The organism is Pseudomonas sp. TE36184 (assembly GCF_054060055.1).
Window position 1 is genome coordinate 1,542,225 of the sequence record NZ_JBSSCU010000001.1, and the last position, 16,975, is coordinate 1,559,199.

Annotated in this window: 12 protein-coding genes; all 12 read left to right on the forward strand. The window is 64.6% G+C overall.

The features are described from left to right. The first annotated feature begins 364 nt into the window (after nucleotides 1–364). The 12 genes from ACVWZP_RS06800 (at nucleotide 365) to ACVWZP_RS06855 (ending at nucleotide 16,956) form a co-directional block, all read left to right on the forward strand. Nucleotides 365–847, forward strand: a complete 483-nt coding sequence (locus tag ACVWZP_RS06800) for an MSMEG_0572/Sll0783 family nitrogen starvation response protein (protein ID WP_039012830.1) — start codon at nucleotides 365–367, stop codon at nucleotides 845–847. Nucleotides 848–955: 108 nt separating this feature from the next. Then, nucleotides 956–1,912 (forward strand): Nit6803 family nitrilase, encoded by a 957-nt coding sequence (locus ACVWZP_RS06805; protein ID WP_046383296.1) that lies wholly within the window; start codon nucleotides 956–958, stop codon nucleotides 1,910–1,912. Continuing rightward, entirely contained in the window at nucleotides 1,905–3,005 is a 1,101-nt protein-coding gene (locus ACVWZP_RS06810) for an MSMEG_0568 family radical SAM protein (protein WP_046383295.1), read from the forward strand. Before ACVWZP_RS06805 ends, ACVWZP_RS06810 begins: the two co-directional genes overlap by 8 nt. A 14-nt stretch (nucleotides 3,006–3,019) precedes the next feature. Next, complete coding sequence (locus tag ACVWZP_RS06815) at nucleotides 3,020–3,580, forward strand: MSMEG_0567/Sll0786 family nitrogen starvation N-acetyltransferase (RefSeq protein ID WP_046383294.1); 561 nt, start codon at nucleotides 3,020–3,022, stop codon at nucleotides 3,578–3,580. Further along, entirely contained in the window at nucleotides 3,573–4,592 is a 1,020-nt protein-coding gene (locus ACVWZP_RS06820) for a sll0787 family AIR synthase-like protein (RefSeq protein ID WP_288077915.1), read from the forward strand. Before ACVWZP_RS06815 ends, ACVWZP_RS06820 begins: the two co-directional genes overlap by 8 nt. Before the next feature lies 1 nt (nucleotide 4,593). Further along, nucleotides 4,594–4,920: an MSMEG_0570 family nitrogen starvation response protein gene (locus ACVWZP_RS06825; protein ID WP_177034401.1), complete on the forward strand. Its 327-nt coding sequence runs from the start codon at nucleotides 4,594–4,596 to the stop codon at nucleotides 4,918–4,920. 33 nt (nucleotides 4,921–4,953) lie between these two features. Then, nucleotides 4,954–6,210 (forward strand): MSMEG_0569 family flavin-dependent oxidoreductase, encoded by a 1,257-nt coding sequence (locus ACVWZP_RS06830; protein WP_126589425.1) that lies wholly within the window; start codon nucleotides 4,954–4,956, stop codon nucleotides 6,208–6,210. An 80-nt stretch (nucleotides 6,211–6,290) separates the two neighbouring features. Further along, the gene (locus tag ACVWZP_RS06835; protein ID WP_457369591.1) at nucleotides 6,291–6,434 is read left to right on the forward strand and encodes a hypothetical protein; all 144 of its coding nucleotides are present in this window, start codon (nucleotides 6,291–6,293) and stop codon (nucleotides 6,432–6,434) included. A 271-nt stretch (nucleotides 6,435–6,705) separates the two neighbouring features. Further along, a complete protein-coding gene (locus ACVWZP_RS06840; protein ID WP_424801746.1) occupies nucleotides 6,706–8,544 on the forward strand; it encodes a Hint domain-containing protein in 1,839 nt (612 codons plus the stop codon). 83 nt (nucleotides 8,545–8,627) lie between these two features. Then, nucleotides 8,628–11,852 carry a hypothetical protein gene (locus ACVWZP_RS06845; protein ID WP_457369592.1) on the forward strand — a complete coding sequence of 1,075 codons (3,225 nt, stop codon included), beginning with the start codon at nucleotides 8,628–8,630 and terminating at the stop codon, nucleotides 11,850–11,852. 30 nt (nucleotides 11,853–11,882) lie between these two features. Then, nucleotides 11,883–15,539, forward strand: coding sequence for a hemagglutinin protein (locus ACVWZP_RS06850; RefSeq protein ID WP_457369593.1), 3,657 nt, complete (start codon nucleotides 11,883–11,885; stop codon nucleotides 15,537–15,539). Nucleotides 15,540–15,564: 25 nt separating this feature from the next. Then, nucleotides 15,565–16,956, forward strand: a complete 1,392-nt coding sequence (locus tag ACVWZP_RS06855; RefSeq protein ID WP_457369594.1) for a hypothetical protein — start codon at nucleotides 15,565–15,567, stop codon at nucleotides 16,954–16,956. Nucleotides 16,957–16,975 lie beyond the last annotated feature (19 nt).

Genomic DNA, 16,975 nt, shown 5'->3' on the forward strand with positions numbered 1-16,975 from the left:
GCTACGAAGTCCCGTAATTACCAGGTTTGGCCAACCTCACTTATACGGAATTTCGTAACCCACCGACAGTCCCAGTTCACCCTGAAAAAGCCGGTTCAGACCTCCGTTCAGGCGCGGCCAAAAACTACGAATATTCGTTAAAACCAGTACGAATATTCGTACATCTACGTAATTAAGTAGTGTTCCGCGCAACCTCAATTGATCCTTTTCCCATCGTATAAAAAATAAATATCGATATTTATCAGTTAGATAAGCAATAACTCAGTAGGTCACGCACAACCTGGCACGCCCTTCGCTCTCTGTCTCTCGACGACTCGCCGATTCCGGCCGTCGATGCCAGCCATTCAGCACTGCGGAGTAAGACATGCCAAATGTAGAAATTGCCCACTATCAGGACGGTGACTTTCTGGTCAATTACGAGGAGAAAGTCTTCGAGGACGTCAAAGCCGAACCGGGCGAAAAAGCCTTGCTGACATTCCACACCATTGCCTTTGAAGGCTCCATTGGCCTGGTCAACATGCTGCAAGCCAAACGCCTTCTGCGCAAAGGCTTCGAAACCAAGATCCTGCTCTACGGGCCTGGCGTACAACTGGGCGTGCAACGCGGTTTTCCGACCCTGGGCGCCGAAGCCTTCCCTGGGCATCTGGCCGTCAACAACCAGATCAAGGCATTCATGGCCGAAGGCGGTGAGGTGTACGCCTGCCGCTTCGCCTTGCAGGCCCTGTATGGCCAAACCGAGAAAGCACTGATCGAAGGTATCCGCCCCATCAACCCGCTGGACGTGATGGACCTGCGCCTGCTGATGCGTCGTGAGGGCGCCATGATCATTGATACCTGGACGGCTTAACGCCCCCCCTTCTGAAAGGAGCGTGCGGTGGCAACCTTCCGTGCCATCGCCGACACCGAACGCTCAAGGCCATTGAAACGTCGATCATCCCTGACAGGATCCCATCACATGCCAACTATTCGCGCCGCAGCCGTTCAGTTCAGTCCGGTGCTGTATTCCCGTGAAGCCACGGTCGCCAAACTGTGTGACACGCTCCTGGACTTGGGTCGCAAGGACGTTCAGTTCGCGGTGTTCCCGGAAACTGTGGTGCCTTACTACCCTTACTTTTCTTTTGTGCAACCGCCCTTCGCCATGGGCAAGGAGCATCTGCGCCTGCTTGAGCAAGCAGTCATCGTGCCCTCTGATGTCACTCGGCAAATAGGTGCAGCGTGCCGCGAAGCCGGTATCGTGGCCTGCATCGGCGTCAACGAGCGTGATGGTGGCACGCTTTATAACGCCCAGTTGCTGTTCGACGCTGACGGCACGCTGATCCAGCATCGCCGCAAAATCACCCCCACCTACCACGAGCGCATGGTCTGGGGGCAAGGCGATGGCTCGGGGTTGCGCGCCACCGACAGTGCGGTCGGTCGCATCGGCGCGCTGGCCTGCTGGGAACATTACAACCCGCTGGCGCGTTATGCGCTGATGGCCGACGGCGAGCAAATCCATGCTGCGATGTTCCCAGGCTCACTGGTCGGGCAGATCTTCGCAGACCAGATCGAAGTCACCATCCGCCACCATGCGCTGGAGTCCGGTTGTTTCGTGGTCAACGCCACCGCGTGGCTGGACCCCGAGCAACAGGCGCAGATCATGGCCGACACCGGCTGTGCCGTCGAACCGATTTCCGGTGGCTGCTTCACCGCCATTGTCTCGCCAGAAGGGAAATTGCTTGGCGAACCGCTGTGCACTGGCGAAGGCGCGATCATCGCCGACCTCGACTTCGCGCTGATCAACAAACGCAAACGCATGATGGACTCGGTCGGTCATTACAGCCGCCCCGAGCTGCTCAGCCTATTGATTGACCGGCGCGTCACCGCACATGTGCAAGAACGGCGCGAAAGCGTCGAGGACGCGCTCCATGAATAATCTGACTGCGTCCTCGCCCGACAGCCTGCTGTTGAACGCATTGCAATGCCACGGTGTGCGCTGGCAAGGTGCCGACGGCCTCACGCGCAAAGGCGGCGCAGGCCCTTCGGACCACAAGGCGCTGACCCTGGGCGAACACACCGCGATGGTGCCGATGCTCAACCATGCGTCGCAAAACTCCCCCTACTCCGCCGTACCTGATGCGTCGGGAGCTCAAGCGCTGATCTTTCGCGAAGGGCTGCAGGTGGGCCAGGTGCAGTTGCCGGGCATCCCCAACTTCTACGCCCTGAACACCGAAGACGGCACGCCCTACTGGAAAATCGCCACCCTGCACAGCAAGGATGTGCTGGCCACGACCGTTCTACAGCACTGCATTCGCATGAACGAGGCCGCCACGGCCTGCCAGTTTTGCGCCATCGGCCATTCCCTGGCATCGGGCAAAACCATCGCCCGCAAACGCCCGGCGCAATTGGCGCAAGTGGCCAAGGCCGCGGTGGAGCTCGATGGCGTCAAGCATATGGTCATGACCACGGGCACGCCGCTGACATCCGATCGCGGCGCCGCCATTCTGTGCGAGTCGGCGGCGGCCGTCACCGCCGCTGTCGACCTGCCGATCCAGGCCCAGTGCGAACCGCCGGATGACGATGCCTGGTTCATGCGGCTCAAGGACAGTGGCGTGGTATCGCTGGGCATGCATCTGGAGGCGGTCACTGATGCCGTGCGCCAACGCATCATGCCGGGCAAGGCCCAAGTGCCGCTGGAGCGCTATTTCAGCGCCTTCGAAGCCGCCGTCAACGTGTTCGGGCGCGGCCAGGTGAGTACCTACATCCTGGCCGGGCTGGGCGACAGCGAAGAAGCAATTGTGCAGATGAGCGAGCGTCTCGCCCACGCCGGCGTTTACCCGTTCGTTGTGCCGTTCGTGCCCATCGACGGTACCCCGCTGGCCCATCACCCCAAGCCCGACAGCGCCTTCATGCAGCGGCTCTACCCGCGCATCGGTGCCAGCCTGCGCAAGCACGGCCTGCACTCGGAGAACATCAACGCCGGCTGCGCCAAATGCGGCGCGTGCTCGGCCCTGAAACATCACGAGTAACGGGAGCCGCCAGCATGCCAACACAGACCTTTGCCCTGATCGACGATACGTTCGCCGACTTCCTCGCCGATGACCTGCTGGTCAAGCCCGCACTGGCCACATGGGAGCGTCAGGACTACTACACATTACGCCGCGCGGTGTTTTCCGACGAGCAGCAATTACTGGCTCAGGACCGCGACGAAAAAGACTTTCAGGCGATTCCGATCGTTGCCGTGGCGCATCACTGCGGCATGCCCGAACGGGTGGTCGGCGCGGTACGCATCTATGAAACCGAACCGGGCGTCTGGTACGGCGGACGTTTGTGCGTGGAGCGCGCTTACCGACGCCACGGCATGATCGGCAAGGCCCTGATCAATGAGGCGGTGTCGCGTGCGATCGACCTGGGCTGCCACACCTTTCTGGCCACCGTGCAACAGGCCAACGAGGGCTACTTCCTGGGCCTGCACTGGCAAACCTTACAAGCAATCGATGTGTTCGGACACGCGCACTGCCTGATGCAGGCCCAACTGGACTGCTACCCCTTCATGCCTCGCAACGTGGCACTGCCGCCACGCAAGGTGGTGCGGCATGGCTGACCCGCAGACCACCCTGCACGATCTGCTCGCGGCACTGCGCAACTCACCGGCCATGCTGGCCAAGCAAGCCATCGGCCAGGCGGCAGCGGCACAGCCGAGCCAGGGCGCCAGCGGCGACGACCTGTACGCGTTGCCCGGTGATGACACTGCGGCTATCCGCTGCGGCGATCAGTACCAACTGCTGGCCATCGAAGGCATGATCCCGGCGTTTGTCGAACAGGCGCCGTGGTTCGCCGGTTGGTCGGCCGTTATGGCCAATGTCAGCGACATCACGGCCATGGGGGGGCGCGCCACTGCCGTGGTCAATGCCTATTGGCACCATGACCAACAGGCCACCGACAGCCTGTTGGCCGGTATCCGTGACGCCTGCGCGGCCTACGGCCTGATCATGGCCGGCGGTCATACCAGCCTGGCGGCCAGCAATCCTGTGGCGCTGGCAGTCGCCATCACGGGCTGGGCGCGCAACCTGCTCTCGACCCTGCACGTCGCGCCAGGCCAACTCATCGTCATGGCGGTGGACCTGGATGGCCAGTGGCACGGTAACGCGCCCTATTGGAAAGCCTTCGAGAACGTGCCCGCCGCTCGTTTGCGCGAGAAACTCGAGGTGATCCCACGCCTGGCCGAAGCCGGCCTGCTGCTGGCGGCCAAGGACATCAGCAACGCCGGGATTCTAGGCACCCTGTTGATGCTGCTCGAACCCACCCACTGCGGGGCGCGGGTTCACCTTGAAGCGCTGCCCATCCCGGTTGACACGCCGATGGAGCGCTGGCTGCAAGCGTTCCCCAGTTACGGCTTCCTGCTCACGCTTGAGCGCGAAAACCTCGCCGCCGTGGAGGCTGCGTTCGCCGCTCAAGGCATTCACTGCGCCTGCATCGGCGAGGTCGATGACAGCGCCCGGCTGCAAGTGATTCAAGGCCAGGAACAGGTCGAGTTCTGGAACTTGGCCAGCCACGCTTTTACCGGATTCAGCTATCGCGAATTCGCTCACCCCGTTTTGTTAAAGGAGCACTGACATGCCCGCCGTGAACATTCGCCTGCGCTGGCCCGATGGCCAGGAAAGCAACACCTATTCACCGTCAACGACCATCTACGAGCACCTCCAGGAAGGTTGCACGTATTCCATGGCCGAATTTTTACAGCGCGCGGAAACCGGTTTGAACGCGGCCTCGGAGCGCGTCAAACAGGTCAAGGGTTTCTACTGCAGTTCGGCAATGGACAGCCTGGGCGGCCTGCGTATGCGGGCGCGCAACTTCGCCGACCCGCACGCTCAGGTCGAGGTCGTGGAAATCAAACATCAGGGCACCGGCACGGTTCATTACTCAGGCTTCGGCGACATCTGACGGCGCTGTTCATTTTTTCAAGAGGACCTCAACATGACTCACTACACCACCATCGTGGTCGGCGGCGGCCAGGCCGGCCTGTCGGCCAGTTACTACCTGCAACAACAGGACATTGATCACGTGGTCCTGGAAAAACATACCCTGACGCACACCTGGCGCAGCCAGCGCTGGGATGCCTTTTGCCTGGTGACGCCGAACTGGCAGTGCGCCCTTCCAGGCCACCCTTATACGGGTGATGCGCCCCATGGTTTCATGACAAAAGATCAGATCATCGATTACCTCGACGGTTTTATCGCCAAGGTCAACGCCCCGACCAAGGAAGGGGTTGCGGTACAGCGCATGACCGCACGCCCTGAAGGCGGCTACCTGCTCAATACGTCCAAGGGCGACTTCACCGCCGACCACGTCATTATCGCCAGCGGCGGCTATCACACGCCGATCATTCCGCGCCTGGCCGAACGGTTGCCGGCGCAGATCACGCAGATTCACTCCGAGCAGTATCGCAACCCGCAGGCCTTGCCCGACGGCGCCGTGCTGGTGGTGGGTTCCGGGCAGTCCGGTGCGCAGATCGCCGAAGACTTGCATCTGGCCGGGCGCAAGGTGTACCTGGCCGTCGGCGATGCGCCGCGTTGCGCGCGCTTCTACCGTGGCAAAGACGTGGTCGACTGGCTGGCGCAGATGGGTTACTACGACATTGGGGTGGACACTCACCCGCTTCGCGAAGGCGTGCGCGACAACACCAACCACTACGTCACAGGGCGTGATGGCGGACGCGATATCGACCTGCGCCGCTTCGCCCACGAAGGCATGCAATTGTTTGGCAGGCTCGAAAGCCTGGAAGGCACCACGCTGAAATTTGCCTGCGACCTGGGCGCCAACCTGGAGGCCGCCGACGCGGTCTACAATCGCATCAACGCCAGCATTGACAAGTACATTGCCGAGAACGCGATCGATGCACCAATCGGCACGCCCTACACGCCGCTGTGGGCGCCGCAAGAAGAGCGAAGCGAACTGGAGCTCACCGCCAACGCCATCACCAGCATCATCTGGTGCATCGGTTTCCAGCCGGATTTCAGCTGGGTCGATGTGCCCGTCTTCAACGGCCGCAGCTATCCCGGCCATACCCGTGGCGTTACCGCTCGGCAGGGCTTGTACTTCCTCGGCTTGCCGTGGCTGCACACCTGGGGCTCCGGACGGTTTTCCGGGGTGGCACGCGATGCTCAATACGTGGTGCAACACCTGGCAGCGACAGGCCTGTGCCAGGAACGGCAACAGACAGCCGCGCGCTGAAAGCGCTTTGCCCAATTGGCGCAACAACATGGGCCTTGGGGGTGGCCCATGTCGGTTGAGTTGAAAACCGGCGCGCTTGATTGGCTCGCATACACGTGCTGCGCAAACTCGGCGATGGCGTCGGCCATTGCACGAGGCTGCTCGGGCGCCATGGCGTGTCCGGCGTTGGCGATTGTTTTGTGTTCGACCCGGTCGCCGTCGACGGCCAACCTCGACAAAGATGATGTCAAAAAGCCTCATCCGACTTTTCCACCCGCCCCGTCACAAGCCCCGAATTCCGCCGCGCAGAGACTGACCGAACGGTCACAAAAAGCCTTCTGACGCAATATTTACGGGCGTTTACTCAGAACAAAAACTTATTTAGCGCACTAAAAACCACCGAAATATTAATTTGCAATTTCCTACCCCCCCTACTATGTTTTTGAGTACCCAGCGCTCATAAGGATTGGCACAGGGTGCCAGTGAGCCGCTAGCCACCACCTCAGGGAAGACATCATGGCGACTCGCGATTTCGTTCGAGCTGTGCGTCACGCTTTTCTCACTCTGGCCGTACTCGCCCCCGTGGCGATCGCTCCGGTCCAGGCCGCCTACAAGACCCCCGACAGCAAAGCACTCAGTGCCGAGACCCTGACCGACATCAAGGCCCTGGATGCAGAAGTCAGCCCCGGCATCCCGCATCGCCTCGACCTGGCCAATCCGCTGCACTACCGGTACATCACCGAAACCTTCAAGCGCGCCGGGAAAACCCCGGAGAACTCGCCGCAGTTATTCCGCACCCTGGAAAAGGGCCGGGACATCGGTGTCGCCGAGCTGAAGAAAAACGCCGCCCGCCCCAACCGCGCACTGGCAGTCAATGCCACTGCCACGGACGGCATCCAGAACCTCAACTTCATCGCCACCTTCTCCCAGGACAACGGTGCCAGCGCCAACAAGGCCAAGGCGACCCTCGCGGCCGCCCAGCCCGGTTACCAGGCCACGGGGATTTCCTCGGTGGTAGGCGGGACCACCTCCACGTCCATCGTCATGGAGCTGTACGAGGTGGAAACCGGCAAGGTCTACGCCACCCAGTCCAGCAGCCAGTTCAGCCAGGGCACGGATTTCCGTGTGCAGGTCTCCGGCCTGCTGCCCGCTGCGGACGGTAACCCGACCACCCAGGCCAAGGGCCTGTTCTACTACTACCCGGCCAACGCCGGTCCGATCGAACCGCCGGTGGTCTTCGTGCAGACCTTCCAGGACACCCTGAACCCCACCAGCGCCTGCCTCAACCAGCCGAACTACTGCGTGCGCAACAACGGCAACTGCACCGGCACCTACGAGACCACCTGCACCAACACCAAGGCCAACACCACGCCGATCAAATTGTGCTGGTACCGCGGCAGCCAGCAGGAATGCGACTACTGGAACGCCGACGCACACCCGACCAACTTCGTCTTCCCGCTGTCGGGCTCGGCCACTTTCGCCAACACCGTGGTTTCGCCACCGGCCGGGGTTACCTCGATCTATATCCAGAACCCCGCCGGCGGTGGCTGCAACGTGTACTTCCAGCAGGGCACCGTGCTCGAGCAGCAGTACTGGACAGCCAAGGACCAGACCATCTCGTGGAACTACCCGGCCTCGGCCTTCCCCAACACCGGCAACTGCATCAACTACTACAACGGCACCGCCGCCAACCTGTGGGTTACCGCCTATGTCTCGCTCAACGGCAGCCCGGGCCAGCAGCCGCCATTCGGCACCCTGAACTTCACCAGCGACCGCACCTACCTCGGCACCCCGGGGGTCAATATCATCCCGCCGCTATACATCATGCAGGGTTGCCTGGCCGAGGGCACCGAGATCACCCTGGCCGACGGCAGCAAGCGCCCAGTGGAAGCCTTTACCGGTAAGGGCGGCGAGTCGGTGAAGAGCGCCGACGGCAAGACCAACGACGTGTACGGCACCACCCTGGGCACCGAACCCCATCCGATGATCCGGATCAAGACCGATGGCGGGCAGAACGTCCTGGTCACCCGCACTCACCCGATGATCCTTGCCAACGGCCTGCCGGTACAGGCCCGCTACCTGCGGGTCGGCGATGAACTGAGCAGCATCGACGGCAAGGCCATGGTCACCGAACTGAACCTGGAGCAGTACAGCGGCAAGGTCCATAACCTGCTGACCCAACCCTACCCGACCGCAGGCACTTACTACGCCGGCGGCCTGCTCACCGGCGACGCCAATATGCAGCAGTCGCTGGCCTCGGTGGGTGAACGCATGCCACTGCGCAGCCGCGCCGAAATCCGCGCCACCCTGCCCAAGGAGTGGCTGCAGGACTTCGACAATACCCCCGACCAGTGACGCCAGCGGGGATGCGCCAGCGCATCCCCTGACGCCCCTCTATTCCGGCTTTCCTCTTTCCAGCCCTTCTTCCGGAGGCACGCATGGCCGTCCACGCACAAGTTCAGAACAACAGCAACGACCCAGTTATCCAGTCCGCCATCTACGACGGCAGCAACGTGCGGGTGATCTGGACCCCCTCGAGCGACACTGGCGTCACCGGCTACATCATCCAGCTGGCCTGGCTGGGCGGAGGCACTCCCGTGGTCGCCTACCAGAGCCCGGTCTTCCAGGGCCGGAACACCGGGATCGGCAACCTGCCCCTGAACCAGCCACTGAACACCGACGTCACCTACCAAGTGGTGGTCCAGGCGCAGTGGGGCACCAGTTCGGGGCAGAACAGCGCACCGGTGATCCTGCCCACCGTGCGCCCCACCCTGGACGAGGCGCTGTACGACGGCCTCGGCCTGCGAGTGACATGGCAACCCTCGTCGCAGGCGGCGGCCGGCTATGAAATCGTCGTGGTGTCGCAGAGCATCGGCACCACCTACAACATCCCGGTCAGCGGCGCCCAGACCGGTTTCGCCGTGGTCGACAACGACAAGCTCGGCGGCGGCCTGGGCGACAACTCGGAGTGGCAGGTGTACGTCGCCGCAGTCGGCGAGAACAGCGCCAGCGCTCGCTCCAACGCTGCGAGTTTTCCGCCGACGTCGATGGTCCGCCCGGTGCTGGGCAAGACCAATCTGTACCGCGACGGCAATTGTATCGTCGCCCGCTGGACCGGCAGCGATGCCGGCGCAATCGTCGGTTACCGCCTGAGCGCCAGCAACCTGGCCAGCGCCACCGGCTACAGCGTCGACGTCCCCGGCGGCAATGCCAGCAGCGCCACCCTGGCCCTGCCCGCCGCCCTGGCCGACAGCCTGAACTTCCAGCTCTCGGTCACCGCCCTCACCGCCAGCGGCGCCGGCCTGGTCAGCCCGCTGACCGCCATCGTCTCGACGCGCCCGGTGCTGACTGCGGTCGACTATAACGGCAGCGCACTCAAGCTCGACTGGGTCATGCCCTACAACCCGGCCGTGACCGGTTACACCCTGCAGGCGGTGTCCTTGTCCAGCGGGCAGAGTTTTGCCGCTACGGTCAGCGATGCCAGCGCCACCTCGGGCAGCATCACCCTGAACACCGCGCTGGACAGCGCCCAGGCCTGGGTCGCGCAGATCATCGCCCTCGGCACCGACGGCGGCGTCGGCGCCGAGGGCCAGTTGCTGCCGATCATCACCGGCAGCGCCAGTTTCACCAGCCTGGTGGTCAGCGCCGATGGCGGCAGTATCGATGTCACCTGGCAAGCCCCGACGTCGCTGACCAGCCCCGCACTTACCACGGTCAGCCTGCTGCTCAACGGCGCGGCCATCAGCAGCCTCGGCGTCAACGGCAATACCGCACGCCTGGCCCTGCCGGTCAACGTCGACGGCGCGACCCTCAGCGTCGGCCTGGCGCCCGCCACGGGCGTGGTGCGCAACACCAGCACCACGGCCCTCGGCGTGCCGCTGACGATCCCGCAGATCAGCACCTGGGACACCGATTCGGTAAGTGGCAGCGGCACCCTGAGCTGGGCCGTCCTGAGCGGCGCTCCTGGCTACCGCCTGAGCCTGCCCGGCGGCCAGCACCTGGACCTCAGCGGCACCAGCACCACGCTTACCCCCGCCCAGTTGGCCAGCGGCGGCAATCCGGCGCGCATCACCTTGCGCAGCGCCGGTGTGGTCAATGGCTGCACCCTCGTCGGCCCTGCCAGCGCGCCGTTCGCCCTGGCCACCACGCCCGTGCGGGATGTCGCGGTGGACTACGACGGCGCCACCCTCAGCGCCCGCTGGAGCGCCGTGAGTGAGGGGCAGAGTTATCGGATTTCGGTACTGAAAACCGTGACCGGCACGACCAGCGTGGACCAGGCCTTCACCTCCAGCGCCGGGGTGCTCGAACAAAGCTGGGCCTACACCCCAAGCAACGCCGAGGCCAGCCTGAGCGTGGTGGTCCAGGCCAACCAGCCGGTGCTCGGCACCCCCAATATCGGCCCGTCCAACCAGGCCTCGGCCTTGTACCGCAGCGCCTTCATTCCATCCGCGCAAGCCGCTTCGACCAGCTTCCCGCACCTGATCCCGGCGCAAACCCTGAGCACCGCCCTCAGTGGCAATGCACCGGCCGCCGCGCTGACCCTGTACCTGCCGCAGATCGGCAAGACCGGCACCCTCAGCGGCCTGCCCATCAGCAACGGCCCATTCACCCTGGCGGCGGCCCCGGGTGCCACCTACCCCTACAGTCTCGCCATCGCCTCCAGCGGCATCGACTCGCCCTGGACCTTCGACAGCAGCCCCCTGCGCAGCGGCCTGCTGAAGGCCTACGTGGCCTTTCTCCAGGCCCTGGAAAGCGCCGGTGCTGCTGCGTGGGGCATCATCGCCGTGCAGGACGCCCTGGCCCGAGTGATGCCGCAGACCTTCGAGGAATCGCTGTACTACGGCTTCGGCCTGGCGTTCCCCTCCCCCGATACCGGGGCTACCCTCGGCTCGGTGGACCTGCGGCCGGGGATGATCCTGCGGGTCGCCGCCAGCCCCTTCCAGACTATCTCTTCGACCGCCTCGGACCTGAAGTGGAGCAACGGCTATGTCGCCGGGCCGACGGTGGACTACCCGGTCGGCCAGTTCGTCGACAGCTCGGGCAGCATCAGCACCGGCTGGGATTCCTTTATCGGTCAGTTGGTCAGCGGCGGCGCACTCTCGGTCAACCCGCCGCCATCCCATGACAGCACCCAGCAGATGGGCGGGGTCGCCGATGCCGCCGACCTGTATTTCCCGGCTTTCATCGCCCCGTTCTACCGCCTGTTCTCGCCGTCTGCCCTGGCCAGCGCCAGCGACCCGGCAATCACTACCACGACCAACAACTTCACGCTCGCCGCAGCCGCCAGCTTCACCGCCCTGAACAGCGCCAGCAACGTGCCCGGCGGCACCGTGCCGGTGGCTTTTTTCCGCGGTCGCGCGGTGCCCAAGGCGTGCCTGCGGGTCACCCTCGACGGCACGCCGCTGGTGGTACCGGTGGGCACCACCGTGGCCAACCTGCTGGCCTTGGCCGGGCGCATGCCAGTGCCTGCGGCGCTGCCGGTGCATGGCGTGCGGGTGCTGCGCGGGCTGGGTGCCGCCGTGCTGGACCCAACCGCAGCCCTGGGCACCGGCGCCTGGCCGTTGCGCCTGGACTGGAGCGGGCTGGGCAACTATGCCCCAGGCTGGACACCGCTGGCTGTACCACTGCTGCCGGGTGATGCCGTTATCACCACCCAGCCCTGATCCATCAGCGCCTCGCGACAGGGAGCCGTCATGAGCGTACCGGTGTTCGAACACGTCACGGCGGGTCTTTACCGCCTTTCCACCCTCGCAGAGAGTGGCCTGGAGCACTATTGGGCAGGCTATCTGGCCAGCCCCGGCAGCGACCTCGGCGCCAGCGCCAGCCTGGCGCAGACCTGGGCCGACCAGGGCGGCGCCTATCTGTTCTGCGCGAACGCACCCGCCGATCCGGCGACGTTCGTCGCTGACCTGCGCGCACTGTGGCCGCGCCTGTCGCCCAAGGGCTGGCTGCGCCTGCTGTGGATCGCCAACCCGGCGGACAGCGCCAGCCAGTGGCAGACCCAGGGCATCGACGCGCTGCCCGTTGGCGAGCCGAGCGGCGGCTGGCGGGTAGTGCGCGATATGCGCTTCGGCCTCGGCCAATACGCGGTGGCGATAAAAGGTGGCAGCGGCCTGGTCGCCGGCAGCGACAGCCTGCTGTTCGACGGCGCTGGCCTGTCTTTCTTCGCCCCGGGTGGCGTCTATGCCGCCACCCAACCCCAATGCCCACTGCCCTTGAACGGTACGCAGCTGGGTTGCCTGACCTTCGGTATCCGCGCCGGCAATGGCCTCGACGAGGAGGCCGACGACATGCAGCGTCTCGGCGTCATGCTGCGCTACGGCGAAGCTGATATCGACAGCCCGGTGGGCGAAGTCAACCTGATCGACATGCCGCTGTTCCGCCAACTGGACGCCACGCCCTTCGACCTGGCCGTGGCCTTCGATCCGCTGAACCCCGAACTACCGCAACGCAGTGCGCTGGTCTTCGCCACCGGGCAAGGCAGCGTGCCGACCCTGGGATTTGCCCAACTGAGCAATACCGGACACACCACCCTGGCCACGCCACGCGCCAGCAGCGGCGACCTGCCGGGGGCGCGCCTGAGCTTCGGGCGTACCCCGTTGTTCGATGCCGCGGATGTCGCCAGTGCCAACCTGGTCTGGCACCTGGCGCCGGATGGCCTGTTCGACCTCGGCACGCCCCAACAGGCGCACAGCAGCGATGGCAACACGCGCCTGATCCTCGGCGTCGCCGGTACCGAGACCGTGGTGCTGCCGCAGGACAGCACCTCACTGCTGCTGTTCCAGGCCAATGGCGCGGCCTATCTGCCGCCCGCCCGCGAGGAGGCGAACGGCGCAGCCCTGAGCGACCTCGGCACCACCGCCTGGGCCACCGTGCTGTCCGATGGCGGCGGTGGCCGCAGCTACGAAGCACAGCCGCCGCGCTCGCCGCTGTTCAACGCAGCCAGGGTGCCGGTGGCGGGTTTCCTCTCCTACCTGAACATGAACGCCGCCACCCTGCCGACCTTGCAGGCGAGCCAGCAGAGCACGCCGGTGGTCTGGCCCATGGGGGTCTATGCACGGATTGCACCGCAGGCGATCGACCAGGCCGCCCATCTGGAGGACGCCGCCCTGGCGCCCATCCGGCGCAAGCTGATCGGCCTGCCGCCACTGGAAGCACCGCGCAGCGCGCCCACCGGACGCCTGCGCCTCGGCGTGCCGGCCGAGGCTGCGAATGCCGACACCCCACCGCTGGGCGTTACCCCCAGCGGCCTGATCGCCGTGCTCGACGCCGCGCAATCGGCATGGGCCGGCGTGCTGTTCGCCAACATGCCGCAGTCGGATACCGGGCAGTTGATCCTCACCGAGGTCAAGCCGCCCTTCCAGGCCGCGCTGCAATCCAACCAGCTGTTCATGGTGGTGGCCGACGTCGACACCTTCATGGACCAGGGCAGCTCGGTGGCCTATCAACTGACCGCCGCCAACGCCGTCTCGCGCCTGCTCGCCGCCGGGGTCCCGGCCGCCCAGGCCCAGGCGATCAACAATGCCCTGAAGGCACTCGGCTACCCGGAATTCCCCAACGAAGCCGCGTTCGATGCCGCAGTGGCGGCCAGCGCCGGCGACTACCTGGCCGCGGCGCAAGCGGCGGCGGGCCTACTGCGCGCCGATATCGAAGGCTGGACCTTCCAACTCTCGCCGCGCTCCTGGCGCAACGACGCCCTGACCCCGACGCTGATGCTGTTCAAGTACTGCGGCCGGGCCATCACCGACCTCGCGGCGGACACCGGCGCCTGGTGCTGGCCAGCAGTCGCGCAGGCTGCGGACGGCTCGCTGGCCCCGACCCAGGCCGCACTCGACGCGGTGATCAGCAAGGCGCGCCTGGCCGTTCTCGACCCGGATATCGGCGACAGCGATCCGCTGGTGCTGTTCTATCACGAGGTGCTGGACAACCCGCGCTGGAACGGCGTGCTGTTCCTCAATGCGCCGATCGACTTCCAGGACATGCCCTCGGCCCTGCGCTTCATGGCCGCCGGGGTCGACCGCTCGCGCTTCTACGCCCATCACGTCGGCTTCTCGCTGACCCCGTACACGCCGCAAAACGGCATCATCGACCTGGGCCAGACCGCCGTGTTCGGCCTGATCGATTACAACGACCCGGACGACCTGGTGGCCTCCACCACCATCCCCTTCGGCTACAAGACCCTCTCCATGCGCGTGCGCTTCGACAATGCGCGGGTGGTGGACTTCTCCGCCGAAGCCGAGCTGATGGTCAACCGCCTGTTCGCCTCATGGCTGGCCAAGGTCGATCGGGCCCGTGGTAACAACCTGATCCTCACTGGCAGCTATCAGCGTATTGGTGGCCAGCCGAGCTATTCCTTCAGCCTGCTGGGCAACAACGTGTTCCAGAGCAATGGCGCGGCCCTGGCCTCCATCGATATCCGCGACTGCCGGCTGGAGACCGCCGCCGCCCCGGTGGACGGCCTACTCACCGCCAACTTCGTGCTGGCGGGGCGCCTGGCCTTCGTCGAGATTCCCGAGTTCGACCTGTTCGGCTATGGGCCCGGCGACGCGGTCAACGGCTACCTGAGTTTTCAAGGGCTGGTGGTGGCCATGTCCTTTGCCATGGAGGATCCGTCGCAGCAACGCTTCACCTCCGGCGAGGCCGGGGTCGGTTTCAACACCGGCCCCGGCGCCTCGCTGGCGCGTCCGGCCTCGTTGGTGGAGAACTTTCCGTTGCGCCTCGACGGCCTGGTCGCCGCCCCCGACCTGGCCCCCGTCGGCCAGCCGCCGCAAGGGGCTACCCCGGAAAGCCTCGGTTTCACCTCCATCGGCGCGCCCCTGGACCAGCAACCCCTGGCGGCGCCCTGGTTCGGCCTCAGCCTGGCCCTGGACATGGGCACCCTCGGCGCCCTCAGCGGCGCCATCGGCCTGAAGATCACCGTGCTCGCCGCCTGGGGCCCGGAGCCGGTGGCCGGCGACCCACCGGTCTACTTCGGGATCAAGCTGGGCATGTCCAATGCCATCAATGGCAGCCTGCCGTTGCAGGGCGTGCTCAAGCTGGGCTTTCGCACCTTCCTCTTCGAAACCTGGCGCGACAGCGACAACCGCCTCAACTACCTGCTGCGCATGCGCCGCTTCGCCCTGTCGGTGCTGGCCTGGAGCTTCCCGCCGGGCAATGCCGACCTGATGCTGTTCGGCGCTCCCGGCAGCCCGAAGACTTCGTTGGGGTGGTACGCGGCCTACCTCAAGGATGAGGACAAGAAGAAACAGCAAGCCGTGCTTGCCGCCCCGGCACCGCGCCAGGTGGCCCGGCGAACGCCGGACAGCAAGCGCCTGGCGCGTTCCGGACGGCGCACGCCGCCGGTTATCTGAAAATCAACAGCAAGGGACGCTGCCCATGAGCAAACAACGCCTTTACTGCCTGGATGTCGGCCAGGGCATGTGTACCTATTTCGAAGGGTATGACGACGACGATAACGTCATTGCCAACGCCCTCTTCGACCTCGGCTCGACAAAAACCCGCCGCCGTGCGGGACGCCCGACCATCCAGTTTCTCAAGCAGCAGATCATCGCGCGCAGCGATGACGACGAAGGCTACCTGGACGCGGTCTTTCTTTCGCACAAGGATGCCGACCACATCAACCTGATCCGCGGCCTGCTGGAAGAACTGCCGAACATGAAGATCGGCCACGTATTCCATAGCGGTCGCTACAAGTGGTACGCCGGCAAGAAAACCAAGAATGTGCTGGGCGAACTGGGCAAGCGTACCGAGGATGCCAGCACCCATGTCTTGAACTTCGCCGTGGGCACCAGCAGTTTCCCCACGGGCGACCCGCAGCACTGGCACTCGGTCTGGGGCAACGAGACCGTCAATGCCTATGTGATCGCGGTCAATACACCGATGGCCGATACCAAACAGGGAGTAGACGTCGATGTTGCCTACGCAGCCTACGATGAGCCCGACGGCAACCTGGCCAACTCGACCTCGCTGGGCATCTACCTGCAGATGTTCAACGTCGGCGCGGTGATCTTCGGCGACGCGACCTTTTCGACCTTCCAGTTCGTCAATCGGCATTTCCTCGAACACAAAGTCTGGCTGTCCAATTCTTTCATGCTCCAGGCACCGCACCATGGCAGCCGCTCTACCACCTTCGGGCTGAAGGTGTCCAACGCGCTCATCAGCAAGGAGGCCGCGCAAGTGGTCAGGACCTTCGCCTCGCTGACCTACGGCGCGACGATCATCGTCAGCGCAGACACCAGCCATGACCATCCCTCCCTGGACACCATCAACGCGTTCTTGCCGTTCGCCGACCATCGCGGCCCCTGGTGGGCCGATGAACATGTCCAGCCCAATCACCTGGTCTCGACCTACTTCGACGTACCGCTTTCCAACACCCAGGGCGCGCTGAATACCAATTACACCTACCAGACCGACCAGAACTACTACACCAACCTGTACTGGGGGCGGGAAACCAAGAAAGGCAACTTCAGCTTCCCTCCGGCCAAGGAGTTGACGGCCCCGACCGCCGCGTTCGCCGAAGGCATGAACTGGGGCTACGAGGTGACTGCGCAATCCTCCGTGGACCAGCGCAACATCCGTTTCATCGGTTTTTCCAGCAACCGCCTGCCCAAGAGCAGCAAGCAGCTCGCCGAGGCCTTCGCCAGCGTTCCTCTGGCCGACGAGGTTGCCAGAACCAGCCCGCCGCCAGCACCTGCGCCCGCCAACGGGGCCGCCCGCGCGCCTGCACATGCACAGCGCAACCTGCGTCGTCTGACCCCGCGTCCCTGATGGGTCGTGCTGAAGCTCC